This is a genomic window from Phenylobacterium sp. (genome assembly GCF_024508875.1).
In the GTDB taxonomy this organism is placed as follows: domain Bacteria; phylum Pseudomonadota; class Alphaproteobacteria; order Caulobacterales; family Caulobacteraceae; genus Phenylobacterium.
In genome coordinates this window covers 1-26,497 of sequence record NZ_JANINU010000223.1, presented here as the reverse complement: position 1 = coordinate 26,497, position 26,497 = coordinate 1, and the positions used below count along the sequence as shown (strand labels likewise).

26 protein-coding genes and 1 tRNA gene are annotated in these 26,497 nt (G+C 69.5%); 14 read left to right on the top strand and 13 right to left on the bottom strand.

Features of this window, described 5'->3' with window-relative positions; all coding sequences use genetic code 11:
- The first annotated feature begins 208 nt into the window (after positions 1-208).
- Entirely contained in the window at positions 209-958 is a 750-nt protein-coding gene (locus tag Q0L11_RS16085) for an NTP transferase domain-containing protein (protein ID WP_296598559.1), read from the top strand.
- 162 nt (positions 959-1,120) lie between these two features.
- Positions 1,121-2,200: a methyl-accepting chemotaxis protein gene (locus Q0L11_RS16080; RefSeq protein ID WP_296598557.1), complete on the top strand. Its 1,080-nt coding sequence runs from the start codon at positions 1,121-1,123 to the stop codon at positions 2,198-2,200.
- Here the strand turns inward: Q0L11_RS16080 and Q0L11_RS16075 are convergent.
- The 5 genes from Q0L11_RS16075 to Q0L11_RS16055 are packed head-to-tail and all read right to left on the bottom strand — an operon-like array spanning position 2,197 to position 6,781.
- Positions 2,197-2,946: a nucleotidyltransferase family protein gene (locus Q0L11_RS16075; RefSeq protein WP_296598556.1), complete on the bottom strand. Its 750-nt coding sequence runs from the start codon at positions 2,944-2,946 to the stop codon at positions 2,197-2,199. The two genes, Q0L11_RS16080 and Q0L11_RS16075, sit on opposite strands and share 4 nt — an antisense overlap.
- A complete protein-coding gene (locus tag Q0L11_RS16070; protein ID WP_296598554.1) occupies positions 2,943-4,079 on the bottom strand; it encodes a dATP pyrophosphohydrolase in 1,137 nt (378 codons plus the stop codon). The genes Q0L11_RS16075 and Q0L11_RS16070 overlap by 4 nt, the downstream gene beginning before the upstream one ends.
- A 2-nt stretch (positions 4,080-4,081) precedes the next feature.
- Entirely contained in the window at positions 4,082-5,140 is a 1,059-nt protein-coding gene (locus Q0L11_RS16065; RefSeq protein WP_296598553.1) for an LptF/LptG family permease, read from the bottom strand.
- Positions 5,137-6,324: an LptF/LptG family permease gene (locus tag Q0L11_RS16060; protein ID WP_296598552.1), complete on the bottom strand. Its 1,188-nt coding sequence runs from the start codon at positions 6,322-6,324 to the stop codon at positions 5,137-5,139. The genes Q0L11_RS16065 and Q0L11_RS16060 overlap by 4 nt, the downstream gene beginning before the upstream one ends.
- Positions 6,325-6,346: 22 nt before the next feature.
- Positions 6,347-6,781: an HIT family protein gene (locus Q0L11_RS16055; RefSeq protein ID WP_296598551.1), complete on the bottom strand. Its 435-nt coding sequence runs from the start codon at positions 6,779-6,781 to the stop codon at positions 6,347-6,349.
- A gap of 62 nt (positions 6,782-6,843) precedes the next feature.
- Here Q0L11_RS16055 and Q0L11_RS16050 point away from each other — a divergent pair, with 62 nt between their 5' ends.
- Positions 6,844-7,311 carry a DUF2141 domain-containing protein gene (locus Q0L11_RS16050; RefSeq protein WP_296598549.1) on the top strand — a complete coding sequence of 156 codons (468 nt, stop codon included), beginning with the start codon at positions 6,844-6,846 and terminating at the stop codon, positions 7,309-7,311.
- On the opposite strand, the gene Q0L11_RS16045 is transcribed toward Q0L11_RS16050, so the two are convergent.
- The gene (locus tag Q0L11_RS16045) at positions 7,308-8,327 is read right to left on the bottom strand and encodes a metallophosphoesterase (protein WP_367183440.1); all 1,020 of its coding nucleotides are present in this window, start codon (positions 8,325-8,327) and stop codon (positions 7,308-7,310) included. The genes Q0L11_RS16050 and Q0L11_RS16045 overlap by 4 nt on opposite strands.
- A 7-nt stretch (positions 8,328-8,334) precedes the next feature.
- Here Q0L11_RS16045 and Q0L11_RS16040 point away from each other — a divergent pair, with 7 nt between their 5' ends.
- The 3 genes from Q0L11_RS16040 to Q0L11_RS16030 are packed head-to-tail and all read left to right on the top strand — an operon-like array spanning position 8,335 to position 11,203.
- Complete coding sequence (locus tag Q0L11_RS16040; protein WP_296598548.1) at positions 8,335-9,378, top strand: CDP-alcohol phosphatidyltransferase family protein; 1,044 nt, start codon at positions 8,335-8,337, stop codon at positions 9,376-9,378.
- Positions 9,375-10,274, top strand: a complete 900-nt coding sequence (locus Q0L11_RS16035) for a diacylglycerol kinase family protein (protein ID WP_296598546.1) — start codon at positions 9,375-9,377, stop codon at positions 10,272-10,274. The genes Q0L11_RS16040 and Q0L11_RS16035 overlap by 4 nt, the downstream gene beginning before the upstream one ends.
- Positions 10,271-11,203 (top strand): hypothetical protein, encoded by a 933-nt coding sequence (locus Q0L11_RS16030; RefSeq protein ID WP_296598545.1) that lies wholly within the window; start codon positions 10,271-10,273, stop codon positions 11,201-11,203. The genes Q0L11_RS16035 and Q0L11_RS16030 overlap by 4 nt, the downstream gene beginning before the upstream one ends.
- On the opposite strand, the gene Q0L11_RS16025 is transcribed toward Q0L11_RS16030, so the two are convergent.
- From Q0L11_RS16025 to Q0L11_RS16005, 5 genes are all read right to left on the bottom strand, one after another.
- Positions 11,200-12,414 carry a pyridoxal phosphate-dependent aminotransferase family protein gene (locus tag Q0L11_RS16025; protein WP_296598544.1) on the bottom strand — a complete coding sequence of 405 codons (1,215 nt, stop codon included), beginning with the start codon at positions 12,412-12,414 and terminating at the stop codon, positions 11,200-11,202. The genes Q0L11_RS16030 and Q0L11_RS16025 overlap by 4 nt on opposite strands.
- Before the next feature lie 2 nt (positions 12,415-12,416).
- Positions 12,417-12,668: an acyl carrier protein gene (locus Q0L11_RS16020; protein ID WP_296598561.1), complete on the bottom strand. Its 252-nt coding sequence runs from the start codon at positions 12,666-12,668 to the stop codon at positions 12,417-12,419.
- 113 nt (positions 12,669-12,781) lie between these two features.
- Positions 12,782-13,714, bottom strand: a complete 933-nt coding sequence (locus tag Q0L11_RS16015; protein ID WP_296598560.1) for an NAD(P)-dependent oxidoreductase — start codon at positions 13,712-13,714, stop codon at positions 12,782-12,784.
- Positions 13,711-15,423, bottom strand: a complete 1,713-nt coding sequence (locus Q0L11_RS16010) for a fatty acyl-AMP ligase (RefSeq protein WP_296598543.1) — start codon at positions 15,421-15,423, stop codon at positions 13,711-13,713. Before Q0L11_RS16010 ends, Q0L11_RS16015 begins: the two co-directional genes overlap by 4 nt.
- Positions 15,420-16,790 carry a lipopolysaccharide biosynthesis protein gene (locus Q0L11_RS16005; RefSeq protein WP_296598542.1) on the bottom strand — a complete coding sequence of 457 codons (1,371 nt, stop codon included), beginning with the start codon at positions 16,788-16,790 and terminating at the stop codon, positions 15,420-15,422. Before Q0L11_RS16005 ends, Q0L11_RS16010 begins: the two co-directional genes overlap by 4 nt.
- 208 nt (positions 16,791-16,998) lie before the next feature.
- Here Q0L11_RS16005 and Q0L11_RS16000 point away from each other — a divergent pair, with 208 nt between their 5' ends.
- On the top strand, positions 16,999-18,579 hold the full coding sequence (locus tag Q0L11_RS16000) for a caspase family protein (protein ID WP_296598541.1): 1,581 nt from the start codon (positions 16,999-17,001) through the stop codon (positions 18,577-18,579).
- Positions 18,580-18,609: 30 nt separating this feature from the next.
- Here the strand turns inward: Q0L11_RS16000 and Q0L11_RS15995 are convergent, their stop codons facing one another.
- Both Q0L11_RS15995 and Q0L11_RS15990 read right to left on the bottom strand, forming a co-directional pair.
- Complete coding sequence (locus tag Q0L11_RS15995) at positions 18,610-19,047, bottom strand: hypothetical protein (protein WP_296598540.1); 438 nt, start codon at positions 19,045-19,047, stop codon at positions 18,610-18,612.
- A gap of 89 nt (positions 19,048-19,136) precedes the next feature.
- Positions 19,137-19,868, bottom strand: coding sequence for a helix-turn-helix transcriptional regulator (locus tag Q0L11_RS15990; RefSeq protein WP_296598539.1), 732 nt, complete (start codon positions 19,866-19,868; stop codon positions 19,137-19,139).
- 178 nt (positions 19,869-20,046) lie between these two features.
- On the opposite strand from Q0L11_RS15990, the gene Q0L11_RS15985 reads away from it, so the two are divergent.
- The 7 genes from Q0L11_RS15985 to Q0L11_RS15955 all read left to right on the top strand — a co-directional run.
- A complete protein-coding gene (locus Q0L11_RS15985) occupies positions 20,047-20,739 on the top strand; it encodes a PEPxxWA-CTERM sorting domain-containing protein (RefSeq protein WP_296598538.1) in 693 nt (230 codons plus the stop codon).
- A 160-nt stretch (positions 20,740-20,899) separates the two neighbouring features.
- Positions 20,900-20,975, top strand: a tRNA-Lys gene (locus tag Q0L11_RS15980).
- 161 nt (positions 20,976-21,136) lie between these two features.
- Positions 21,137-22,825 (top strand): class I adenylate-forming enzyme family protein, encoded by a 1,689-nt coding sequence (locus tag Q0L11_RS15975; RefSeq protein WP_296598537.1) that lies wholly within the window; start codon positions 21,137-21,139, stop codon positions 22,823-22,825.
- Between the two features lie 96 nt (positions 22,826-22,921).
- Positions 22,922-23,866: a helix-turn-helix domain-containing protein gene (locus Q0L11_RS15970; protein WP_296598535.1), complete on the top strand. Its 945-nt coding sequence runs from the start codon at positions 22,922-22,924 to the stop codon at positions 23,864-23,866.
- A 56-nt stretch (positions 23,867-23,922) separates the two neighbouring features.
- A complete protein-coding gene (locus Q0L11_RS15965) occupies positions 23,923-24,984 on the top strand; it encodes a hypothetical protein (protein WP_296598534.1) in 1,062 nt (353 codons plus the stop codon).
- A 72-nt stretch (positions 24,985-25,056) separates the two neighbouring features.
- On the top strand, positions 25,057-25,953 hold the full coding sequence (locus tag Q0L11_RS15960; RefSeq protein ID WP_296598532.1) for an SDR family NAD(P)-dependent oxidoreductase: 897 nt from the start codon (positions 25,057-25,059) through the stop codon (positions 25,951-25,953).
- Between the two features lie 15 nt (positions 25,954-25,968).
- Positions 25,969-26,497, top strand: a 529-nt coding sequence (locus Q0L11_RS15955; RefSeq protein WP_296598530.1) for a beta-ketoacyl synthase N-terminal-like domain-containing protein, incomplete at its 3' end; no start/stop codon positions are given.

The following is a 26,497-nucleotide window of genomic DNA, read 5'->3' as shown; positions in this document are numbered from 1 at the left end:
GACAAGGTCAGCATGTTCGAGATGAACAAGCACCTGGCGGCGCACCTGAAGTAGGCCGCGCGCGGCGCGTGCGCGCCGCCGCCATGCGTGAAATGGAGACCTCGCGGGCCGCTCGCCCTGCGAGGTCTCTTCACTTTCGGGACTCGTGCTTACATAAGGGCCGACCTTCGCGGGCCGACCCGCGACACCCTCTCTCACGGACCCTTTCGTGACCTCGCCCAACAGAGCCATCATCCTCGCCGCCGGCCAGGGCAAGCGCCTCCTGCCGCTGACCGAGGCGCGGCCGAAGTGCCTCATCGAGCTGTCCGGCCGCACGCTGCTGGCCTGGCAACTCCTGCGCCTGCAGGCCGCGGGCGTACAGGAGGCCGTGATCGTCACCGGGTTCCGCGCCGACGCCGTAGAGGCGGAAGTCGCGGCTCTGGACCTGAAGATGCCGGTGCGGCTGGTGTTCAATCCGTTCTACACGGTGTCCGACAACACCGCGTCGTGCTGGATCGTGCGCCAGGAGTTCGACCGCGAGGTCATGATCCTTAACGGCGACACCCTGTTCGGGCCCGGTGTGGCCGAGACGCTGCTGGGCGCGCCGCCCGCCGACATCACCGTCACCATCGACCGCAAGCCGGCGTACGACGCCGACGACATGAAGGTGCTGACCGAAAACGGGCGCCTCAAGGCTATCGGCAAGACGATCGAGGCCTACGACGCCGAGTCGATCGGCTTCCTGCGGTTCTCGAAGGCGGGAGCGGCCAAGTTCATCGCCGGCGTCGAACGCGTGCTCCAGACGCCGGAGGGCCTGCGCCGCTGGTACCTCTCCGTCATCGACGAACTGGCGCGGTCCGGTGTCGACGTGAAGGTGGTGTCCGTCGAGGGCCTCGACTGGGGCGAGATGGATTTCCCGCAGGACGTCGAGAACCTGACTCGGCTATCCGGTCCGTGGGGTGATCCGTCGGTCGCCTGAGGCGCCTATTTTCACGGCTCCGGCGCCCAAAAATTGGCGCCCGGTCCGAAGGAAACAGCGGCCGCGCTCTCGTCGCCGGGGTCGCAACAGCTTCTAAAGCTTTGCAACTGTTACGCTATTGCACTCGCGTTTACGGGAGTCGCGAGAGTGGCAGAGGTGGCCGTGGCCGACACAGAAGAAGCTCTGGTTCCGGAGCGCATCCTGGAATTGTCCGAGCGGCTGTCCACGGCGGCCACGACCAGTATCGCCGACATCGCGAGGATCAACCGCGAGGCCAAGATGCTGGCCATCAACGCCCTGATCACCGCCGCGCGCGCCGGCGAGGCGGGCAAGGGCTTCGCCGTGGTGGCGGAGGAGTTCAAAAATATCTCCGCGCGGATCGACGAAGTCACGGGTGACCTGGAGAGCCAGGTGCAGGGCGACCTGCGGGAGCTTGCGGCGGTCGGCGCCGCGATCCTGGGCCACCTGCGGGGCCAGCGCCTGGCGGACCTTGCGCTCAACGCCATCGAAATCATCGACCGGAACCTCTACGAGCGCACCTGCGACGTCCGCTGGTGGGCGACCGATTCGGCGGTGGTCGATTGCGTCAGCGCCGGCACGCCCGCCGCGGCCGAGCACGCGAGCGAGCGGCTGCGCGTGATCCTCGACGCCTACACCGTCTATCTGGACCTCTGGATCTGCGACGCCCAGGGGCGGGTGACGGCGGTCGGCCGGCCGGAACTCTATCCCCGGGCGACGGGCAGTTCGGTCTCGAACACCGAGTGGTTCCGCAAGGCCAAGGCGACGGCGTCCGGGCAAGAGTTCGTCGCCTGCGACGTCGAGCGCGCGCCGCTGCTGAACGACGCCCCGGTGGCGACCTACGCCGCAGCGATCCGGCGGGGCGGCACGGTGAACGGTGAGGTCGTCGGCGTGCTCGGCATCCATTTCGACTGGCAGCCTCAGGCCAATGCGGTGGTGGACGGCGTTCGTCTCACCGACGAGGAAAGGTCCCGCTCTCGGGTGCTGCTGCTGGATCGGGCAGGTCGCATCCTCGCGGCGTCGGATCGCCGGGGCGAACTCACCGAGACCTTCCGGCTGCCCGATGCGGCGACCGGCATGGGCAGCTATGCGGAGAACGGCGTCACCGTGGGTTATGCGGCGACGCCTGGCTACGAGACCTACGAAGGCCTCGGCTGGTACGGCTGTATCGTGCAAGGCGAGCGGGTCGTCGCGGCGAACCCGGGTCGCGCCGACGCGGCCTAACGCTCGACAAGCGATCGCACCAGATCGAGGTCGGCAGGCTTGTCCACGTCGACCGAAGCCAAGCCATAGGGCGTCGGCACGATGGCCGCACGGACCCCGGCGAGGACGCCCAGACGACGCGCCGCGTCCGCCAGCGACAGCCGGCGCAGCAGGTAACGCAGCAGCATGGCCGGGCCGAGAATCTGCGCCATCTTCCAGGGCCGCTTGCGCTCGGCCTCCACGCGCCGCCACAGGTCGATGACAGACAAGGCGCGGTCGTTGGCGAGATAGAACAGGTTGCAGCCCGACCAGTCGCCATCGGCGAGCTTAAGCCAGGTCCGCTTCGTTTCCGGGGCGGCGGCCTCGACCGTGGCGCGCGCGGCTACCAGAACGGTGACGTCGGCGCCTTCTGGCGTGTCGGCCAGGAAGCGGGTCACCCATTCCGGCTGGAGCAGGGCGTGGTCCGCGGTGGTGACTACCAGTGGTGTGCCCAACGCCTCCGCGCCGGCCTTCACACTGAGGCTGGGGCCGGCGGCTTCATCCAGGACTTCGGCGCCCAGGCGCATGGCCTCGGCGCGGACCTCGGCATGACTGGAGATCACGGCGACCCGTCCGCCGCCCGCCGCCCGCAGCGCCCCCACGACGCGGGCCAGAAGCGTTTCCCCGCCCAGGCGGATCAGGGCCTTGTGGGCCGCGCCGCCGTAGGCCGCCACCGGGTCCTCGCCGCCGCGCGAACCCGCCAGCACCAAGGCGGAAAAGCCGGTCACGCCAGCGCCTTCTCATAGAGCCGATAGGTCTTGTAGACCTTCGCGCCGCCGGCGTCGCAGATGCGGCGCATGGCCGTGTTGTCCTCCAGGATCCACGACAGCTCGTAGCGCTCGTAGCCCAGCTTGCGGGCCGCCTGGGCCACCGCGTCGATGAGCTGGAAGGGCAGGAGCTGGCCCCGCAGCGTGCCGGCAAACTTCTTCTTCACGCCCATAAGCGGCACGCGGCCGGTCTTGGGGCCCTTCACCTTCAGCCGCCAGAGCAGCTTCACGAAGCCGAATGGGAAGAGCTTGCCCTTCAAGTCGGCGATGGCCTCGTTGATGTTGGGCAGCAGGATCATGAAACCCGCAGGCTCGCCGTCGATCTCGGCGAACCAGGCCAGACGCCGGTCGATCAGGAGCTTCAGGGTCGAGGCCAGCGCCTTGGTCTCGGCCTCGGTGGTTGGCGTGAAGCCCCAGTTCTCGGACCAGGCGTCGTTGAGGATGCCCGTGAGCGTCCGGACCTCCTCGTCGAACCGCTTCATGTCGAGCTCGCGCAACACCACGCCTTCGGCCGGAGTTTTGCGCACCCGGCGCAGGATGGGGGCGGGCAGGTCGTCGGCGACGCTGCAGACGTAGGCGTAGATGTCCTTGGCGCGGGCGTAGCCGGCCCCCTCGATACGTCCCGGCGTATGGGGCGCGTCGTGGCTCATCATGAACATCGGGGGCGTGTCGTGGCCCTCGACCAGCAGGCCGACCTCCTCGTTGGTGGAGAGGTTCACGGGACCAATGGCGGTCCGGCAGCCCTTGGCCTTCAGCCAGGCCTCGGCGGTGGCGAAGAGGGCCTCGAACACTGCCGGGTCGTCCTCGGCGGCGATGAGGCCGAAGTGGCCGACGCCGTCCTTGGTCTGCGGGTTCAGGTGGTCGATCTGGGCGCTGATCCGTCCGACGTCGCGTCCGTCCTTCACCGCCAGCCAGAACTGGACGTCGGCGTGCTCGAAGAAGGGGTTGCCCTTGGCCGTCAGGGACTCGCCGCGCTCGAACAGCAGCGGTGCGATGTAATTCGGATCGCGTGCGCCCAGCCGCATGGGCACGCGGATGAACCGGTCCAGCTCCGCCTTGGAGACGACCGGGACGATTTCGACGCCCCCCGACACGTTCATCCTTCCAGATAGAGCAAGACCGTTACGCCCAGCGAGGCGAAGATGGCCGGCGCGGCCCACGCCGCGAGGATCGGCGGCACGGCGCCGTTCTCGCCCAGGGCCGTGAACGCCCCGTCGAACACCAGGAATAGCAATCCGGCCGCCAGGCACTGGATGATCAGCGTCGCGCCGCCGCCGCGGAAGTTGGCGAGGCCCGAAGGCGCCGAAAGCAACAGCATCACGAGGCAGGCGATGGGCGCGGCCCAGGCGCGCTGGAGCTGGGTGTCGTAGAAGGTGCGCGGACGGTTGGAGAGGCCGCCCGCCAGCGCCCGGCTGGCCTCGGCCGCCGTGACCGTGGTCTCGCCCGCCGCAAGTTGGCGCACGTCGGCGGGACGCAGGTTTTCGGTCCAGTCCATGGTCGAGGCCTGCCCCTCGGCCACGCTGTTGTCGCCGACGGTCTCGAAGCGGGGCTCGATCAGCCGCCAGCGGCCGTTCTCGTAGGCCGCGGCCTTGGCGCTGGTGCGCTGGACGAGACGGCCGGTCTGGTCGCGCCGATAGATGGTCACTTGCTCGAGACCTCGGCCGTCCGGGTCGCGTGGAACCGCCACCACCACCTCGTCACCGACCCGGAAGGTCACCGGATCGACCGCCTTCGCCTTTTCCTTGGGGGTGCTGGCCTGCCACCAGTCGCTCAGCACGGCGTCGGTCCGGGGCGCGATCTGCAGGCCGATGGCAAGCTGGGCCAGCGTGAGCGCCAGGGCCGCGGGAATGGCCATGACGGTGATGCGATAGGCCGAGATGCCGGTGGAGCGCATGGCGGTGACCGCGCTGTCGCCCGCCAGCTTGCCGAAGGCGAACAGCGAACCCGCCAGGACCGCAAGCGGAGCGGCCTGTTCGAAGAGGCGAGGCAGTCGCAGCATGGCGTAGTACCCGACGCCGCCGACGCCCAGGTCGCGGTCCAGGATGTCGGTGGTGACGTCGAGCAGGTCCAGAATCTGCAGGATGCCGACCAGCACCAGCAGCGCCACCAGGATGCGCGAGCCCATGAGCTTCAAGAGGTAGGTCGCGAGCGTCATGCGGCGGCGCCGGCTGCGGCCTTCTTCATGCGGAAGCGGGCGATCATGGCCGCCAGGTGCTCCATGGCGAGGCCGATGGGCGTCTCGCCCGGTCGCTTGCGGCTGGTGAAGAAGATGAAGAAGGCGATGGCCGCGAAGACGAGGAACGGCCCGCCCACGGCGACCTCCGGCAGCGCCTTGCCCTTGTCCGCCAGGCTCTGGCCCAACTGGACCAGATGGTGGAAGGCCAGCAGCAGCAGGCCCCCCACGATCGCGCCCGGCGCGCGGCCGCTGCGTTTCGCGGAAAGGCCCAGTGGCACCGCCAGAAGCGGCAGCAACGGCAGGGAAAAGGCGCGGGCGAGACGGCCGTAGAGCTCGGCCTTGAGCGTCTCGCGGGGGATCGTGGAGCGGCCGGAGTGCGCCTGGTTCCACAGTTCGAAGAGGGTGAGTTCCCGCTCATCGCCGCCGCGGGCGCGCAACAGCTTCGCCGGGCCGCTGATCGGCAGTTGCATGGTGAAGGTCTTGAAGCTCAACACCTCGGGCCGTCCTTGCGCGTTGAAGCGCAACTGCTGGCCGTCCTGAAGTTCAAGGCGCACGTTTTGGCCGTCGGCCGCACGGCGGATCTCGGCCATCCTGGCGGTGGTGATCTCCTCGCGGCCCTTGTCGGTCATCCGGCGGATGAAAATGCGCGAAAGCTGCTGGCCCGCCGCGTCCGCCTCGTCGGTGGTCATGGTCAGGTCCTTGGACGGTGTCAGGATCGTTTCGGCCGGGACGAGGCCGTTCCAGCCGGCGTTCTGGGCCGTATGCAGCACGGCGCGGTAGGCGTAGCGGCTGTAGGGCTGCAGGAACCCGAACACCAGCAGGCTCACGACCGTGAGCCCTGCAGCCAGGCAAAGGTAGGGCGCCGCCAGCCGGGTCAGCGAGACGCCGGCTGCGAGCAGCGAGTCGATCTCCGAGGCCTGGTTCATGCGGTTCACCACCACCACGAGCGCCAGGAAGAAGGCGGCGGGCAGGGTGAGGCCCAGGTAGTGCGGCACGAGGTTCACGGCGAGCTGCGCCACGAAGCCGAACCGGTCGCTGGACGCGGACAGCATGTCGAGCAGCCGCAGGATCCGCTCCAGCAGCAGCGCCACGAGCGTCACACCCATCGCCCCCACCATCGGCCAGAAGGCCAAGCGGAGCAGGTAGCGGTCGATGAGGCTCAAGGGATCCCTCGAATAGCGGCGGTCACGCAGGCCAGCGGCTGGCGAAGTCGGCGGCCAGGGCCGCCGCCTCCTCCTCGCTCAGCGCGACGTTCGACGCAAGGGCGGGCGGTCCCGGCCATCCTGCGTCCTTGAAGGTCTTCCCGCCGTATTCACGCTCTCCGTCATAGCGCGGCAGGACATGGAAATGGACGTCGGGATCGACCATCATCAGCATCAGGTAGTTGATGCGCTCGTAGGCGACGGTGTGGCGAAGCAGGGCCTCGATGCCGTCGACGGCGGGCTTCAGGTCGGCCATCGCCTCGGCCGAAAGATCGGAGAACGCCGTCGCCTCATCCTTGCAGACCAGCACCAACGCGCCGTAGGTGGGCTGTTGTGGCCGCACCAGCACGAGCCAGTGTTGGGTCTCCGCGACGAGGGTGCGAGGGTAGCCGAACTTGCGGGCCGTAGCGTTCGTCACGACTTGTCCATGGCTGAAGGGCGGCCGCGCCGCTGCGTAATCATAGGGAGCCGCCTGCGACCATGAAAGGCCGAACGGCTGCATTCGTCGTCGTGGCGAGCTTTCTCGCCACATCCCCGGCCCTGGCCGACCAGGGTTGCGCTGGGACGCGCGCGCCGACGTCGTCGAAGCTGACAGTGCAGGTCAACGGCGTGCGCCCTGCGGTCGGCGAGGTCGCGATCACCGTCTATCCGGACGACAAGCGGCGCTTCCTGGCCAAGGGCGGCAAGCTGGCCCGCCAGCGACTCAAGGCGGCCGCCAGCGTGCGCGCGTGCTTCTGGACGCCGCCCGGCTTCTACGCCGTCGCCGTCTATCACGACCGTGACGGCGACCGGGACTTCGACCGGACGCTGGTGGGCCTTCCGGCGGAGGGGTTCGGCTTCTCGAACGACCCTGACACAAAGACCGGCCTGCCGTCGTTCTCGTCGGTCCGATTCCGCGTCGCGCCCGGCGAGCGCGTGACGCCGATCCAGATGAAGTACCTGCGCTAGCGCAGCACGAACCGGCCCAACTCCTCGACCGTCATCTCCGGCGTGATCCCACGGGCCGTCACCTCGGTGCGGAACCCGGAGCCGTCGCGCGAGATCGCGATCTCGTTCCAGCGAGCGGGCTGACCGTGTCCGCCGGCGGGCGTCGATGCCGCGGGGACGGCGAGTATCGGGATCGTGCCTGCCGGGCCCCTTGTTCCCGTGAGCAGCGCCTCGTGCGCATGGCCATGCAGGATGAGTTCGGCGCCGGCTTCGGCCAGCACGGCGCGGAAGGCTTCGGCGTCGGTGAGTTCCTTGCGCCCAGGCACGACGCCCCGCGCCACGGGGTGGTGTATGAGGACCACGCGATAGAGGCCGCGTTCGCCCGCCTCGCGCAGCATTTCTCGCGCGCGTTCGATCTGTGTCGCTCCCAGCGTGCCCTGCGCCAAGTGCAGCGCGGTGGGCAGGGCGGAGGAGAGGTTCACCAGCGCCACGGGGCCGCGGACACGCAGGTGAGGGAAGTCGCCCTCCGCGCCGTCGCTGAGCCACGGCCGCCAGGGCGCGAAGCTACGAGGCGCGCCAACCGCGGCGAGCGCGTCGTGATTGCCCGGGCTGACCGTCACGTTCGCAGGGTCGCCGAGCGTTTCCAGCCACGCGCGCGCGGCCTCGAATTCCTCGGGCGTCGCGAAGTTGATCACGTCGCCGGTTATCACCACATGATCGGGCGCAAGGGCGGCCACGTCGCCCGCGATCGCGTCGAGGACGGCCTGGACGTGCCGGTGTTGCTTGCGCCGCCAGGCGAACCGGCTCAGCAGGCGCTTGGAGGCCACATCGCGCCACCGGAAGGGCAGCGGCGGCGGCGGAAGCTGCAAGTCGGAGAGATGGGCGAGGCGGAAGGCGGTCACGAGCTTTCCTAACGGAACGGCGCTCGGTATCAGGTTCCATCGATTTGCGTGAGAGGCGCGCGGGCTTTTGCAGACGACGGTTGAAGCGGCTTCCGCGCCGGTCGGGATGATCCTGGGCGCGGGCGACGTGCGCATATGGGGCATGACCGCGCGTGAGCGCCTGCGTCGCACGTTTGCGCGCGCCAAGCTCGCGGTCGTGGAGGCGGCGCCGGGGTCCGGCGGCGTGGTCCTGGCCCTTGGCGGCTGGGTCTATGACGAATCGCTGCTGGCGACGCTCGCGAAGCGGCCGGATTCGGTGCTGGTCACCGACGAGGGTCAGGCCGTCGCGGCGCACGTGCCCGCCGCGCGCGTGGCCGAGGCTTCGGCTGCGTTGGAACACGGGGCGGAACCCGCCGGCTTGCAACGACTGTCACTGGCCGAGCTTTCCTACAACGAGGCCCTGCGCAAGCGCGAGGCCCCGGTGCTCGTCCGGCTGACGCCCGACAACGTCCGGGCGGTCGAAGCGCGCACCTTCGCCGGCTCGTACAAGGGCGTCACGGACATCGTGACCAAGTACTGGTGGCCCGTTCCCGCGCGGATCGTCACCCGCTGGTGCGCGGTCGCCGGGCTGAAGCCAAACCACGTGACCTTCGCGGGCTTCCTGCTGGTGTTGGCCGCCTTCTGGCTGTTCTGGAAGGGCGAGTTCGGCTGGGGCCTGGTCTGCGCCTGGATCATGACCTTCCTCGACACCGTCGACGGCAAGCTGGCCCGGGTCACCCTGACGTCGTCGGCGATCGGCAACGTCTTCGACCACGGCATCGACCTGATCCACCCGCCGTTCTGGTGGTGGGCCTGGTACGTGGGTTGTTTCGGCGCAGTCGCGATCACGCCGAACCTGGCCGGCTACGGCCTTATGGTGATCCTCGTCGGCTATGTGGTGCAGCGGATCTTCGAGGGGATCTTCATGCGCCGCTACGGCTTCCACGTGCATTCGTGGCGGCCGTTCGACAGCTTCTTCCGCCTCATCACCGCGCGTCGGAACCCGAACCTGCTGATCCTGACGCCCGCGTGGGCGCTGGGTTCGCCCCAGATCGGCTTCCATCTCGTGGCCCTCTGGACGGCGCTGAGCCTGGTCGTCCACGCCGTGCAACTGCTGCAGGCCCTGGCCACGCCGCGCGAGCGCGTCGTTTCCTGGCTCTCGCGGTGATCCGCGCCGGCCTCATCTGGAACGGCAACAGCCACCGCAACCGGGGGCAAGGGCGCGCGCCGCTTCCCGAGGACGTCCTCGACATCTGTCCGGAAGAGCCCAGCCACCTCATGGCCGGCCTGCGGCGTTTCGCCCGCGAGGGCGTGGAGCTGGTGGTGATCGACGGTGGCGACGGGACGGTTCGCGAAGTGCTCACCCGCCTGCCGGAGGCCTACGGCGGCCCGTTGCCGCGGCTGGCGGTGCTACCCAACGGCAAGACCAACGCCTTGGCGCTCGACATCGAAACTCCGCTGGGCGCGACCCTGGAGAACATCCTCGCCTCGTGCGCGGCCGGCAAGCCCACCAAGCGTCGGCAGTGCATCGAGGTCGTCCGCGACGGCGTGACCGAGCGGCGCGGCTTCCTGTTCGGCATGGGCGCCTTCGTGCGAGCCACGAAGCTGGCGCAGAAGAACCACGGCAAGGGCTTCGTCGACAATGCGGCGGTGGGGATCACGCTGGCGGGGGCCTTCGCGCGCACGATCCTGGGCGGCGCCGGGGATCGCTGGCGGAGGGGGGAGGCGGCGGACATATCCCTGGCCCCGGGCGAGCGGGCCTGGTTCATCGTGATGGCCTCGACGCTCAAGCGTTTCCCGATGAGCTTCAAGCCGTACGGCGAGCCCCGCGAGGGGCTGAAGGTGCTGTCCGTGGAAGCGCCCCCGCGGCGGCTCCTGCGGGCGGTGCCGCTCATCCTGCGGGGTGGGGACGAGCCGTGGCTCGAGGCCTGCGGCTATCGGCGAGCGGACGCGGAGAGCTTCGACGTCGCCTTCGAGGGCGATTTCGTCCTCGACGGCGAGCCGTACAAGGGTGGGCGGCTTACGGTGCGGCAGGGGCCGGAGCTGGAGTTCGTGATCCCGTGAGCGCGGAGCTCGACCGGCGCATCGAGGCCGAACTCGTGTCGGCCGCGCCGGACGCCGTGGTCGGCCTCGCCAACGCGCTTGCCGATCCGCGTCGCGACGCCGCCATGCTCTACTACGGCTCGACGCTGCGGACGGGCGACCTCTCGGGCATCCTCGACTTCTATCGGCTGACACGGCGACCGCATCGTGGCGGCCTGCGCGCGCTCGTCGAAAGGCTGATCTGGCCGGAGGTGAGCTACCACGAGATCGACATCGGCGGCCGGATGCTGCGGGCGAAGGTCGCGACCATGCCGCTGGCGACCTTCCTGAAGGCTGCGCAAGGCCGGACGTTGGACACGACGATCTGGGCCCGGTTCGTCCAGCCGGCCCAGCGCGTCTGGAGCGCGGACGCGGACGCCGCGGCGGCAACCACCCGGGCCGTGGCGGCGGCCGTCGTGACCGCGTCGCGGTACGCGGCCGCCCTGGGACCCGAGGCCGGGCCGGCGGAGGCGTTCTGGCTGGCCCTGTTCCGGAAGACTTACGCCGCCGAGTTCCGCGTCGAGAACACCAGCCGCGCCGACACCGTGATGGCCTCGGGCGGGGATCGCTATGCCGCGGTCCTGCCCCTGGCGTGGCGCGAAGCGGGGGTAGCCTTCGCGGAGGAGGGCGGGACGCTCAAGCCGGCGAAGCGCGGCTTGCCGGGTTGGACGCTCCCCAACCTGGCGGGTAAGCCGCTGAACGTCGCGCGCATCCTCAAGGCGGCCTTCACCTTCGACGGCGCCGCGCGCTACGCCGCCTATAAGATCGAGCGGCACACGGGGATCGAGATCGCGGTCACGCCCTTCCGTGAGCGCCACCCGTTCCTGGCGGCGCCGGGGGCCTGGCTGGAACTGCGTACGCGTCAGCGCTCGCTGGCGCGTACGCAGGCGCCGAACGGGAAGTCGGGTTAGGCCGAGGCGCGGCGCGAGCGCTGAAGCAGGCCGTACTCGAGGCCCAGGCGCTCGAAGATATCCAGCACGGTGTCGATCTGCTCGGGCGTGTGGGCCGCGCTGACGCTGGAGCGCAGCAGCGACTTGTTCTCAGGCGTGGCCGGCGGGATGGCGAGGTTCAGGTAGACGCCGTTCGCCAGCAGGGCGTTCCACATCATCACGGCCGTGGCCTGGTCGGGCATCACGACAGCGGTGATCGGGCTGGCGTGGGGGCCGACCGCATAGCCCATGTCGCGCAGGCCGTCGTAGAGGCGGTCCGCGTTGTTCGACAGACGGACGCGCAGGCCCTTGTCGGTCTCCAGCCGCTCCAACGCGGTCAGCGTCGAGGCGATCACGGCCGGCGGAAGGGAGGCGGTGAACATGTACGGCCGGCTGACAATGCGCAGCAGGTCGAAATTCTCTTCGTCGGAGACCAGGAAGCCGCCGACGGCGCCCAGGCTCTTGGAGAAGGTGCCGACGATGAAGTCGACGTCGTCCTCGACGCCCGCCGCCTCGGCGAGGCCGCGGCCCTTCTCGCCGAGCACGCCCATCGAGTGGGCTTCGTCCACCAGCAGGTAGGCGCCGGCTTCCTTCTTGATCGCCACCATCTCCTTCAGCGGCGCCACGTCGCCGATCATGGAGTAGATGCCTTCGACCACGATCAGGCTGCCCTTGGCGGCGTCGCCCATGCGGCGCAGGCGCTTGGCGAGGTCCTCGGGGTCGTTGTGGCGGAAGCGGATGACCTCGGCGCCCGAGAGCTTCGCGGCGTCGTAGATCGAGGCGTGGCTGTCGGCGTCCAGGATCAGGTGGTCGCCGCGGCCGACGAGGCCGGAGATGCCCCCCAGGTTGGCCTGGTAGCCGGTTGTGAAGACCATGGCGTGCTTGCGGCCGTAGAACTTGGCCAGCGCCGTCTCCAGCGCCGTATGGCCGCTGAACGTGCCGTTGGCGAACCGCGAGCCGGTCGTGCCGGTGCCCCACTCGCGCACGGCGTTCGCGGACGCCTCGATGCAGGCTTCGTCGAACGTCAGGCCGAGATAGTTGTTGGTCCCGAGCAGGATGACGTTCTTGCCGTCGAGGACGCCCTCAGTCGGGGACAGGACGGCGTCGAATCGGACGCTCGAAGGGTCGGCTCCGGCCGCGCGGATACCATCCAACGGGGCGCGATAGCCCAGGTGCTTGTCGAGCAGCGACATCCTTAAGCCTTCACCCGCAGCTTGTTGATGAGATCGGAGAGGTCGCCGACCGTTTGGACCGTCGCCAGGCGGTCTAGAGGAATCGATAGGTCAAATCGATCCTCAAGCTCCATGACGATGTTCATGAGCGCAAGCGAATCCACGGCAAGGTCGCGGGCGATGTCGGTCTCCGGAGTGACCTGGACGCTGCGGCCCAGAACCGTCTCGGCCGCTCGCGCGACCTCGCGGACGGTCAGATCCGTCGCCAGTTCCACCATAACCCAGAGCCCCCCATCGGCTCGATTCAACTGCTTACGCCAGCCGCGTACCTAAGCATGTTGGAAAGGTTTTTCTACCGCCGCGTGGAACGTGGGTCACAAATCCGCAGCTAATGTTTCATCCATCCCGCACTGCGGTACCAGGCGACGGTCGCCGAAAACCCACCATCCAGGTCGTGGATGGTGGGGTGCGTGGGTTCGAACCTCTCCTCGGGAGAGACGGCCCAGTCGGGATGCAGCAGTTCCCGAGCCTTCGCCGAGCTCAACATGGGCGTCTTGCCCAGAAGCACTGTGAAATCATTCGTGATCCCGATGGCGCGGATGAGGGCCGCCGGGACGGGCGCGAACCGCGGCGTCCGGTCGCAGGCGCGGGCCGCCGCAGCCATCAGTTCGCGCCAGGAATAGCCTTCCGGCCGTGCATCGCACAGGGCGAACACGCCTCCCGGCGCCCGTTCTGCGAGCGCTGCGGTCTGTCGCGCGGCGTCCTCGACGTGGATCATCGCCACCCGTCCGGACGGGCTCAGCAGCGGTAGCACAGGGCTGGCCGCCGCCGCCTGGAAGACAGGCAGAAGCTCCCGGTCGCCTGGACCATAGATGGCGCACGGCCGGGCGATGGTGAGCCGATCGCCCAGGACCTCCGCCATCGCCGCCTCGCCGGCGCGCTTGCTGGCGCTGTAGTGCGAAAGATGCGGCTCCCGCGCCGTGAGGCTCGACACCAGGACGGTGTGCGGAACCGTCTCCGCCGCCTCGGCCACCTGCCGGGCGCCCGTCACGTTGACAACGTCGAACGCCGCGCGGCTCGGCGCTTTTACCAAGCCCGCACCGTGGATCACCACATCGGCGCCGGCGCAGAGGCGGGCGAGGGCGGCCCGATCGCCCAGATCGCCGACGACGACCTCGGGCGAGGCGTCGCGCCACAGCGCGTCGATGGGGTCGCGCCGGGCCAAAATCCGCACGCGCCAGCCTCCGGCGGCGAGGGTGCGGACCACCTGGCGGCCGAGGAATCCGGTGGCGCCGGTGACGGCCGCGAGCTTGCCGGTCAGGCCGGCACCTCCTGCTTGAAGGCGCCGCCGAGGAAGAGCGCGCGGGCCTTCGAACGCGACAGCTTGCCGGACGAGGTCTGGGGCAGGGTGTTGTGGCCGACCAGTTCGACACGGGCCTCCACGCCGTGGCGGGCGCGAAGCACGGCGGCCACGTCCTCGACCAGCGCGCGCCGCACCTCCGGGTCGCTGGAGCGGGTCTGGACCAGCACCACGAGCTGCTCGCCCGCATCCCCGTCGACGGAGAAGGCCGCGACGTCGCCGCTACGCAGGCGCTCGACCTCGGACTCCGCGGTCCACTCCAGGTCCTGCGGCCAGACGTTGCGGCCGTTCAGCAGGATCAGGTCTTTTGCCCGGCCGGTCGGGGTGATCTGGCCGTCGGCGAGGTAGCCCAGGTCGCCGGTGTCGAGCCAGCCGTCGCGGCCGAGCACCGCGGCAGTGGCCTGCGGGTCGCCATAGTACTCACGCATCAGGCTGGGCCCCCGCACGAAGATCCGGCCCACCTGGCGCTCGGCGACCGGCTTGCCGTCCTCGTCGCGCACCTCGAGCTCATGGTCCTGGAAGATCGGGCCGCAGCGCACGAACGCGCGCGCGCGCTCGCCGGCGCCGGGAACCACTACGCCGTCGTTCTCCATGCGGGTCACGTCGACGGTGTCGAAGATCAGGCCGCGGTCCAGCGGCGACATCGTCAGCGCCAGCGTCGCCTCGGCCATGCCGTAGCTGGCCACGAAAGCGCTCGCCTTGAATCCGGCCGCCGCATAGCGCTCGGCGAAGGCGGTCAACGGGCCCGGGCGCACCATGTCGCCGCCGCAGCCGGCGATGCGCCACTTCGACAGGTCGAGACCCTCGCGGGAGCCGTCGCCGCGCTTGGCGCAGAGTTCATAGCCGAAGCTGGGGCTGTACGAGATGGTCGCCGCGTTCTTCGACATCAGGTCGAGCCAGAGCAACGGCCGGCGCACGAAGGCGCCCGTCGGCATCAGGTCGATCGACATTTGAACCGAGAGCGGCATCAGCATGAACCCGACCAGGCCCATGTCGTGATACAGCGGCAACCATGAGATCGCCCGGTCTTCCGGCCTGACCTGAAGGCCGTCGCGGGTGGCGGCCAGGGCGTTGGCCATCAGGGCCGCGTGGGTGCAGAGCACCCCGGTCGGGTTGCGGGTGCTGCCCGACGAGAACTGGACGTAGCAGGGATCTTCCGCGATGGGCTCCGGCAGCTCGGCGTCGGGCGCCTCGGGCAGATCCGCCACCGTCATGGCGGTCTTGGTGCCCGCGGTGGCGGCGGCGTCGGCCAGCCAGGGCAGCAGGGTCTCGGGACCGAAAACCGCCGCGGCGCTGGCCGAGGCCAGCATCCGCCCGATCTGCTCCACGTAGGCCTCCCGGCCGCCCAGCGGGGCGGGCAGGGGCAGCGGAGCAGGCGTGATCCGCGCGTACTGGCAGGCGAAGAAGGCGGTGACGAAGTCGGCGTCGGTGTCGGCCACCAGGCCCACGCGGTCGCCAGGCCTAAGCCCCAGCGCCAGCAGGCGCGCCGCCATGGCGCGCGCACGCTCACGCAATTTGCCGTAGGTCAGCGCTTCGACCAGTTCGCCGCGCAGGCCGTAGAGGTTGATCCCGGTCGGCCCCTGGGCGGCGAAATCCAGCGCCTCTGTCAGGGTCGAGAACCCGCCCATGCGGAACGGGCGGTCGGGGGCGGTCGGGGTAGCGGTCGTCAATCGTCGCCTTTCAGACTTTCAGGGCCGGGCGCGGGCGTCCCCGCCTCTCGCCGACTCCCGTTCTCCTTGAGGATGAACCACAGCATGCCGAGGGCAAGGGCGCTTGCCGCCGCAGCGAGGCCGGCGCCCGCGCCTATAAGGCCGAACTCCTTCACGAGGAAGGGCAGTGTCGCCAGGAAGCCGGCGCTGACCGCCAGCCGCACCCGCACCGCGGCGCCCGGCTTGCCGAGGGAGACCAGCATGGGCTCGAGCGGCAAGGCGAACACGCCGATCACCGCCGCGCCCACCTGCCAATTCATCACGGTAGCGGCCGGCTCGAACGCCTGGCCCATGACGAGCTTCAGAAGGGTGGGACCCGCGATCATGCTGATCGTCAGGATCACCACGGCGACTCCGCCGGCCAGGAGGCCGACGTTGCGGGCCAGCCGCCACATGGCGTGGTGCCGCTCGTCCGCACGGAGGCGCGCGAGTTCGGGATAGAGCGCGGGCGTCAGCAGCTTCGCCGGCTTGGCCAGGGCGTCGGCCACCTGTCGCCCGATCCGCCAGAACGCCGCCTGCGACGGACCGACCAGGGCGCCGACGATCAGGGTCGCCACGTGGGTGAAGGCCACGTCCAGGGTCGTAGCGAGGTTGGTGTTCCAGGCGAAACGCCACGCCCCGGGCATCCCTTCCGTGAGCGGGTCGCGCCAGGCGAAGTCCTTGAGCAGGCCACGCTTGTTGAGTTCGGCGACGGCTGAGCCCGCGAGATAGAGCCAGCTCCCGACGGTCGCCACCGCCGCGGCGAGCAGGAACCCCTCCATCGTGGGCCAGACCAGAAGGACAACGAGCCCTGCGATCAATCGGATCAGCGAGATCAGCCCCGCCTGCCACGCCAGCACGTCGAACCGGTCGAAGAGCCGGAGCAGGCCCAGCGGCGTCGCCGAGACCATGAAGGCGATCGAGAACATGTAGAGCGCTGCCGCCGGCGCCTCTTTCGCTCCCCAGCCGAGCACTCCCGCAAACGCTATCGCCCCGATGACGCCCACCGCGATGCCGAGCACGGTGCTGGCCAGGTCCAGGAGGATCGTGAAGCGCAGGACGCGCTGGAACTGGCGCGTGTCGCCGTCGCCCAGGGGCCGGGCGCCATAGTGCAGGATCGTTTGCCAGGACTGGAACTTGACCACCTCGCCAAGGAATTGGCCGAACGCCTGGATCAGGACGAAGACGCCCAGCTCGGCGGCGCCCAGCGCACGTCCGGCGATGGCCATGAAGGCGAGGCCCAGGACGGCGTTCACGGTCCGACCGCCCAGCAGCAGCCCCGCGTTGGCCACCACGCGCCGCAGGATCGGCCGGACGCCGGCGATCTGTTCCGCCTGGGAAGCGCTCATGCGCGGACTCGAACTCCTCAGCCGTCGCCCCGGACGGCGCGCTTCAACTACCCCCTAGCACGCGCCGGCGCAAAGCACGGCGCGGCGAGGGCGCACAGCGCGTTCGCCTCCGTGGGCCGGGCTCCATCGTAGATCCGACTGTCCGCTTGGTGGCGGAGCCCGCGCGCGGCATGCTGTGCGCCGGGTGTCAGATGTGGGGTATCGGTCGATGCGCAAGGTGCTTGCAGGTCTCGCCATCGCGGCGGCCACTGCCGCGGCTCAGCCGGCCAGCGCGGAAATCCGCGCCCTGATCGTGGCCGTCTCGCAGTACACGGCGCCGATCCCGTCGCTCGACGGGCCGCCGAACGATGCGGCGGCGCTGAAGCAGGTCCTCGTGTCCCAAGGCGCCAAGGACATCGTCTCGCTGAATGACGCGCAGGCGACCCGCGCCTCGATCCGCACCCAACTGGAAGCCCTGGGCAAGCGGGCGAAGCCGGGGGACTGGGTGATCTTTTACTATGCTGGCCACGGATCGCAGGCGAAGTCGAACGATCCAGGCGAGACCGACGGCATGGACGAGTTCCTGCCCCTGAGCGGCTTCAAGGTGTCCAAGCCGGATCCGAACCAGTTCATCCTGGACGACGACCTGCACGGCTGGCTGGTGAACTTCTTCCCGACCAGCGTGAACGTCCTGCAGATCGCCGACGCCTGCCACAGCGGCACCATGAACCGCAGCCTGGTCGCGGCCAGCCCGTTCAAGCGCCGCTCGGCGCTCGACAACCCCATGGCCATATCGTTGCCGCCCAGCCCGGCCGATCCGATGGCGGTCGCGCCGGCGGGGGATGCGCCGAACCTGGTCTACGTCGGCGCGGCCCAGGACAACCAGTTCGCCCTTGAAGGCCCGTTGCCCCGCGGCGACTCGCCGCCGCGGGGCCTGCTTACCTATGCCCTGGAGGGCGCTCTGCAGGATCGCCGCCCCAACGGACGGCTGGCGGCCGACGCCGACGACGACGGTAAGCTTTCGCTCGCCGAGCTGGCATCCAGCCTTGAGACCCGCACGCGTGAGCTGTCCAGCACCCAGCAGTGGTCCAGCGCCGCGGTGCCGGCCCGCAACGAGCGGAGCGTGATCTTCCAGCCGCTGAAGCCGCCGCCGGCGGACGAGCGTCCCGTCGAGGTGAAGCCGGCGGACGACCAGGCCGCCGACCTGCTGGGCGGAAAGGGGCCCTGGGCTTCGATCCCGCGGGGCACGCCCGACCTCACCTGGAACGCCAAGGAGGGCTGGGTCACCGACAATCGTGGCGACCGCGTCGCCGAGAACCTGACCAGCGCCGAGCAGCTCTCGGGCGTGATCATGAAGCGCAAGGCGGTCTCTCAGCTCGCGGCCTCGGCGGACGAGCGGCGCATCAAGGTGGCCATCGGCCCGCGCCCCAAAGGCCAGCTCTACAAGGCGGGGGAGAGCGTCGATCTCGCCGTGACCCACAAGGGCGGGGAGGCCTGGCTGACCGCCTTCAACCTCGCCGGCGACGGCACCGTGCAGATGCTCTACCCGCTGCAAGGCGACGGCGATGGCCGGATGGTCGCCGGCCAGACGCGCGTCGTCATGGCCCGGACGAAGGTCGTGCCGCCCTTTGGCGTCGACAATGTGGTGGCCATCGCCACGCCGACGGAGCCGAAGGTTCTGCGCGCGGCCCTGGCCCGGATCGACGGCAAGCGCGAGGCGGAGGTGGCCGCCGGGCTGATCCGCGACGAACTCGACGCGGCCAAGGGCCAGGCGGCGATGTCGCTGGGCGAGCTCTACACCGGCCGTTGAGCGCGCAGCCGGCCAAGGGGAGAGCTGCCCTTAGTCGGGCTTGGAGACCAGGGCGTCCAGCGCAGCGCGGGCCTGGGCCGAGCAGCCGCTGGACTGGACCGCCAGGATCTCGTCGAGGGTGGTCAGCGTCGCCGGGTCGGGACAAACGCCCGAGCGACGAGCCCCGAAGGTGCGGCCGGCCGGCGGCGGATCCACGAGGACTTTCAGGGCGGCAAGACGCTCGGGGTCGGCCGCTCCGGCCCGGGGCGTCGTAGCGCCGCCGGGGCCGCCGCGCAGCACGCTCACCGAGCCGCTGGCGCTCATCAGCGTGAGGCTCTGGCCAGCGGCCAGCGCGACCTTCTGGCCGCTGTTCAGCTCAAGGCCGGGCTTCAGCGACGGGTCCGTCGATTTCACGACCACGAAGTCGGCCGCGTGGGCGGCGCCGGCGAGGCCGGTCGCGAGCATGACGCCCAGGATTGTCTTGTGCATGTCGGCTCCTAGAACCCCCCGACGGCGCGAGTGATCTCGTCTTGCGCGCTCCGGGTCAAGGGCGTGCGCTCCTGGCGGGAGCTTTTCCCCTACAGCAGCCGGGCTGCGACCAATCGCGCCACCGCTTGGGCGCGGTTCACGGCTCCGAGTTTCCGGCGGGCGTTATCGACGTGGAAGCGCACGGTGGTTTCGGACAGCCCGAGGATCACGGAGATTTCCCAGTCCGACTTGCCCTCGGCGACCCACGCGAGCGTGTCGCGCTCGCGCTCGGTGAGGCGCACTTCGTCGTCGGCGGGATTCTCCAAGGCAAAGCCGATGAGGCGCTCGGTCAGCATGAGGCCCGCCATCTGAGCGGCGAACGCCTCCTCCGGCGCGAGGTCCGGGTCGTGGAAACCCAGGTGCAGCGACGCGATCGCCCGGCCCCGGCCGTAGGAGGTGGCGCAGACCGCATCGCCAATGCGCGCCTCGCCCATCGCCTCCCAGTACGCCCCGTAGGCCGCTTCCCGACGCGGCGCGAAGTCCGAGAAGCGATAGCGTGTCATCCCACCCCGGATCGGCTCGAGCAGCGGATTGTTTTCGAAGCAGACGTAGTCGAACGCCGGCGTCCCCAGACGCCAACTGTCCGGCGCGATCCGCAGGACGATGCCGCCGGCGTCGTAGTGCGCCTGCGAGGTCAGCAGAGCGGCGGGGCGGCGGTATAGCCGGGTCTGAAGATACGAGCCGCCCAGGTCGGAGACCGCCGCGAAGAAGGCCTGGCTGGCCGCCTCCGGCGTGGCCGCGGCAAGCGCCGGCCCGGCGATCGCGAGTGCGTGCTGCAACATGATCCCGAGGATCCCCCGAACGCCGAAAGCCTAGCAAAAGCGGCGCCGCTCCGTCACCGCCGGGCGTCAACCCCTCGTTTCCGAGAGGCGCCCGACGCCCACGCTCTGGGCGAGGATTGCTTACCGGACGTGCGAGACGCCGCGCCCCGGGCCTTTCAGACCTCAGTGGGGTGCAATCATGAAACGACTTATCGTGGGCGCCCTCGCGGCCACCACGGTGGCGCTCGTCGGCGCGTTCTCGGCCGCCTCGGCGCAGGCGGCCACCTTCTATCAGAACTATCTCGTCAACCCGACCTACGACCTCCGCTCGATCGTGCTGCTCCAGTACACGGCGAACGGCGGCGGCTCGACCAACAGCTTCGACGCGTTCGCGCCGTCTACGATGATCACCGATCCATTCCTGAAGACCGAAGACCTCGCCGACACCTATTTCCTGGGTGTCAGCGCCTATGGCGCAGAGGACAGCGAGCCGACGGATCACTTGGTCCTGGCTCTGGACGACACCTTCGCGTCCGGCCTGCTCGGCTTCGACTTCAGCGAGCTGTTCCCGGGCTTCGAGGAGGTCGACCTGATCTCAGCGCTCGACCTGCTGGCCTCGCCAGACACCGCCGATAACCTCGACGACAAGGAGCTCGCCTTCGATCTGATCGGCAGCTTCTCGGACCAGGTTCGTACGAACGGCGGTACGTTCGGCTCGGTCGACACCTTCAGCCTCGTGGGCTTCTCGACCGCGACGGCCGTGGGGTCCGGGGAATCCAGCATCACCTTGGTGCCGGAACCGGCGACGTGGGCGCTCATGATCGCCGGCTTCGGCGGGGCAGGGGCGATGCTCCGCCGGCGGCGCGCCAGGGAGACCTTCGCGGCGGTCTGACCCGACCGCTGCGTAGGGACCGCGGCGGGCAGCCACCGTGTCAGGCCGCCCGCCGCGGTCGCACTTTTCGATGTGCGAATTATGCGCCTTGCCAACGCCGCGCTTTTGCGTATTTTCCGCGCCCTCGCCGCCGGGCCTCTTCGAGGGTCGGAGCCGGGACGGGTGTATAGCTCAGTTGGTAGAGCAGCTGACTCTTAATCAGCGGGTCCAAGGTTCGAATCCTTGTACACCCACCATATTTTCCAAGAAAATCAGTCGGTAGAAGCGCGGAGTTCCAAGGGGACTCGGCGGCCTTCCGCCTGTCTTGCCTGGTCTTGACCGCCGGGGCGCTGGGGTCGCTTGCAATACGATACTGACTATGCAAGCTCTCTGGAAACATTCCAGGGAGAACTGAGCCGTGCGTCCGAGCCCGCCCGAGCGCGTCGCCGAGTATCGCCGCAAGGGCTGGTGGCGCGGCGTGACGGTCGATCGGCTGTTCCGTCAGGCCGTCGGCGCTCGCGGTGAGCAGGAGGCGCTGGCCGACGCCCCGAACCGCGAGGCGCTCGTTGGTACGCCGCCGCAACGGATGACGTGGGCGCAGGCCGAGGCGCGGGTCGATGCGCTGGCGCACGTCCTCGCGGCGCTCGGCGTCGGCCGCGGCGATGTCGTCGCGACCCAGCTTCCGAACGTGGTGGAAGGCGTGCTCGCCTTCCTCGTCTGCGCGCGAATGGGGGCGATCCTCAGCCCGATCGCCATGGCGTATCGTGGCCACGAGCTGCGCCAAATCCTGCCGGTGGTGGAGCCGAAGGTCTATCTGACCGTGGGCGCCTTCCACGGCTGCGACCACGCCGCGATGCTGGCCGAACTGAAGCGCGAGGGCGTGACCTCGGCCGAGATCGTCACCGTGGGCGGCGATGCGCCGGAGGGCGTGCATGTCCTGGCCGACCTCTTGGCCCGGGCGACGGCCGCACCCTATGCGACGCCCGCCGACCTCGACGCCGCCGAGGCGCTGACCATCTGCTGGACCTCGGGTACCGAAGCTATGCCCAAGGGGGTTCCACGCCACCACGACCACTGGGTGGTCAATGGCGAAGCGCTGGTCGAAGCGGCCGGCCTGAAGGCGGGCGACACGGTCCTGAACCCCTTCCCGTTGATCAATATCGCGGCCATCGGCGGCATGCTGATGCCCTGGCTGATGTGCCATGGCCGCTTGGTCCAGCACCACCCCTTCGACCTGCCGATCTTCCTGCGCCAGATGCAGGAGGAGAAGGTCGCCTACACCGTCGCGCCGCCAGCAGTGCTCAACATGCTTCTGCAGAACGAGGCGCTGCTGGCCCAGGCCGACCTCTCCAACCTCCGCTGCCTGGGCTCCGGCTCGGCCCCGTTGTCGCCCTGGATGGTGGCAGGCTGGCAGGAGCGCCACGGCGTCACCGTCATGAACGTCTTCGGCTCGAACGAAGGCACGTCGCTGTTCTCGACCGGGGAGGCGATTCCCGATCCGGAGCAGAGGGCAAGGTTCTTCCCCCGCTTCGGCGCGCCGGGTGTGGACTGGCCGGCCGAGTTCCCGGGCAAGATCCGGACGCGCCTCGTCGATCTCGACACCGGCAAGGACATTCTCGTCCCGAACGTCGAGGGCGAACTGCGGATTTCCGGCGCGATGACGTTCGACGGCTACTACGCCGCGCCCGAGCTCACGGCTGCGGCGTTCGACGACCAGGGCTACTTCCGCACCGGCGACCTCTTCGAGATCGCTCCGGAAGGCGGTGGGCGGTTCTACCGCTTCGTCGGTCGCTGCAAGGAGATCATCATCCGTGGCGGCCTGAACATCTCCCCCGCCGAGCTGGACGTGCTGATCGAAGGACATCCCAAGGTTCGCGAGGGCGCCTGCGCGGCCTACCCGGACGAGCGCCTCGGTGAGAGGGTCTGCGCCTTCGTGGCCGTGAAGCCTGGCGAGACCCTGACGCTGGAGGAGCTGAATGCGCACCTGAAGGCGCACGAGATCGCCACCTTCAAGCTTCCCGAACGGCTCCAGGTGGTGGACGCCCTGCCGCGCAATGCGCTCAACAAGGTGCTGCGCCGTGAACTTGGGCAACTGCTCCCGGCCTGATCGCCTGCTGGGTGCGCTCGCTTGCGCCGCGAGTGCGGCTTGCATAGTGGTACGCCTCCGCGCCATGCGAACGCCTGGAAGGAGCCCGCCCGTTCGATGACCTCGCCGAAGTTCATCCGCACCTGTTCGATCTGGCGGGCGCTGGAGGTCGTCGGCGACACCTCGGTGCTCCTGATCCTTGAGGCGAGTTGGATCGGCGCGCGGCGCTTCGACGACTTCCGCGCGCGGACGGGCCTGCTGCAGACGCGGCTGAGCGATAAGCTGAAGAAGCTGGTCGCCGCGGGCGTGCTGGAAAAGAAACTCTACACCGAGACCCCGCCACGGTTCGAATATCACATGACCGCCAAGGGCCGGGACCTTTACTGGCCGGCGCTGATGATGCTGCGGTGGGAGCGGCGCTGGAGCTCGCCCGACGGCAAGCTGAAGCTCACCTTGCGCCACAAGACCTGCGGCCACGCCTTCGAGCCGACGCCCACCTGCCTGAAGTGCGGCGACGAGATCAGCGCCCGCGACGTGGACTGGGCCGAGGGGCCGGGGGTCGGCTGGATGGCCGCCCGCTACAGCCGCCGCCGCCAGCAGCGGCATGCCGCCACCAACGCTCAGGGGCTGATGGTGGACGTGGCCCAGATCACCGGCGACCGCTGGGCCAGCCTGGTCCTGCGCTCGATCTTCACCGGCCTGCGCCGCTTCGACGAGATCCAGCGCGACACGGCGATCGCCTCGAATATCCTGTCAGAGCGCCTGTCCTGGCTGACGGCTCAGGGCGTGATCCGCACCCACGATCTGGACGGCCGGCGCTTCGAGTACCGGCTCACCGAGAAGGGGATCGACTACTACCCAGTCCTCCTGATGCTGCTGCGCTGGGGCGACAAGTACTATGTCTCGCCCGAGGGGCCGCCGCTCCTGCTGCGTCACAAGGCCGACGGGCACGACCTGGAACCGGCCGTGACCTGCTCGTGCTGCGGCCAGCCGGTCGAGCCGCATGCGGTGGAATTCGAGGTCCAGGAGGCCGAGGCGCCTCGCCAACTGCAGCCGGCTTGAAGTCGCTTTCATAACGATACCTAATGCGCTAAGCCTGCGCCGAGGGGAGCCGGCGCATGACCTATCGCGTGATCCAGTGGGCCACCGGCGCCATGGGCAAGTCGTGCCTGCGCGCTGTGATCGACCACCCGGCGATGGAGCTGGTCGGCCTCTATGTCTACGGCGACGACAAGGCCGGCCGCGATGCCGGCGACATCGCCCGCCGCGCCCCGATCGGCGTGATCGCCACCCGTGACATCGACGAGATCCTGGCGCTGGACGCCGACGTGGTGATCCATTGCGCACGCCTTGCGCCGCCTTACGGTTCGCACGACGCCGAGATCCTGAAGCTGCTGGCCTCGGGCAAGAACGTCATCAGCATCAATGGCTACAGCCGGGCGTCCCACTGGACCGGCGACCGGCGCGAGGCGCTGGAGGCGGCGTGCCGCGCGGGCGGCAGCAGCCTGATGGCGGCCGGTCTGAATCCCGGCTTCGCGGGCGAGCAGGTCGCCGTGGTGGCGACCGGCGTCTGCCAGGCGCTGGACCATGTCGAGGTGATCGAGAGTGTCGACTGCCGCGCTGTGCGCAATCCGGACTACGTCTTCCGCATCCTGGGCTTCGGGTCGGACCCGGCGACGGTGGACGCTAACGATCCCGCGTGGGGGCCGGCCAGCTCGCTGAACGGGATGTACGAGGAGGTGCTCGCCGCCATGGCCGAGCACCTGGGCTTGGTGTTGGATCGCGTCGAGACGGACCACCGGGTCTATGGCGCCACCGAGGATCTCGCGATCGCTGCGGGGAAGATCGCCGAGGGGCGGATCGGCCACGTGAACTGGCGCTGGAACGGGATCGTGGGTGGGGCTGCGAAGCTCACCATGTCGATCCACTGGTGGATGGAAGTGGCGCACCTCGACGAGCCCGAGCCGCCGCTCTGGCGGATCCGGATCAAGGGCCATCCGGGCGTGCGCATCAGTGTCGACCTGGAGAAGCGGGAAGGGGACGCGACGCCCACCTCGGCCGAGCAGATCGGTGTCGCAGGGGCCGTGATCAACGCGATCCCGCGCGCGGTCGCCGCGCCGCCAGGGCTGGTGACCCGGCCCCTAGCGACCCCGTTTCAGGGTGACCTCGCGGACGCTTGATCGCCCATCGCGGTTCAAGTTACTTGCATAACGATACGTTGTGTGGATGATCGATTCCAGGAGGATGGCGCGATGACGTCTGGAGAGACCGACCTGACAGGCCGTGTCGTCATCGTGACCGGGGCGGGCAAGGGGCTGGGCCGCGCCTATGCCCTCGATCTCGCCGCGCGCGGCGCGTCCGTCGTCGTGAACAACCGCTGGAGCGACCGTAGCCAGCCTTCGAGCGCCGAGGCGGTCGCGGCCGAGATCGCCGCCCGCGGGGGGCGCGCCGTCGCCAGCATCGCCTCGGCCGAGGATCCCGCGAGCGGCCAGCGGTTGGTCGACCAGGCTCTCGAGACCTTCGGCCGCCTGGACGGCGTCGTGTCGAACGCGGGCGTGCCGGAGACCCTGCGCTTGCACCGGCAGACGCCGGAGGGCTTTCGCCGGATCTTCGACATCAACTTCTTCGGCGCCTTCGACCTCGTCTACGCCGCCTGGCCGGTGCTGTCGCAGAACGGCGGCCGGATCGTGGTCAGCGCGTCGTCGGCGGGCCTGCACGGCGGCGACGGCATGGCGGCCTATGCGTCCTCCAAGGCGGCCCTGATCGGCCTCGTCCGCGGCCTCGCCACCGAGGGTCGTCCCCGAAACGTGCTCATCAACGCCATCGCGCCCTACGCCGTCACGGCCATGACGGAGCAGCATTTGGCTCCCGGCCTGGCCGAGCGAATGGACCCCGCGGACGTGGCGCCCCTGGTCTCCTGGCTCGTAAGCGAGGCCTGCGACGTCACGGGACAGACGATGGTCTCAGGCGGCGGGCGGATCAGGATCGCCACGGCGGTGGAAGGCCCGCCGGTTAGCCTGGATGGTCCCATCGGTGCGGCGGTGCATGCCGCCATGCGCGCCGAGCCGCGCGAAGCCTACCCGGACTCCCACACGGCCTTCGCGGCCTTCATGGACGGCCGCCCCACGCTGGCCGCCACCCCCGCATAATCGGACGAGGAAACCATGGTCTACATTCTCGGCGGCTGGCAGTCGGACTTCTCCCAGAACTGGGCCCGCAAGCAGATGGACTTCGCCGACGCCTTCGCCGAGGTGGTGGGGGAGGGCCTGGCCGCGGTCGACCTCGAGCCGAAGCACATCGACACCGGCCACGTGGGCAATTTCGTCGGCGACCTGTTCGCAGGGCAGGGGCTGCTGGGCGGCTTCTTCGGTCTGGTGCACCCCGAGTTCGACGGCATGCCGACCGCGCGCCACGAGGCCGCCTGCGCCTCGGGCAGCGTCGCGATCCTGGCGGCCACCGCCGAGATCGAGGCCGGGCGCTACGACACAGCCTGCGTCGTGGGCCTGGAGATGATGCGCAACGTCTCGGGCCAGAAGGCGGCCGAGAACCTCGGCGCGGCGGCCTGGACCGGCCACGAGCTGCAGGACGCGACATACCTGTGGCCGCGCGCCTTCTCGGACCTCGGCGAGGAGTACGAGCGCCGCTGGGGCCTGAAGTACGAACACCTGATGCGGATCGCGGAGATCAACTTCG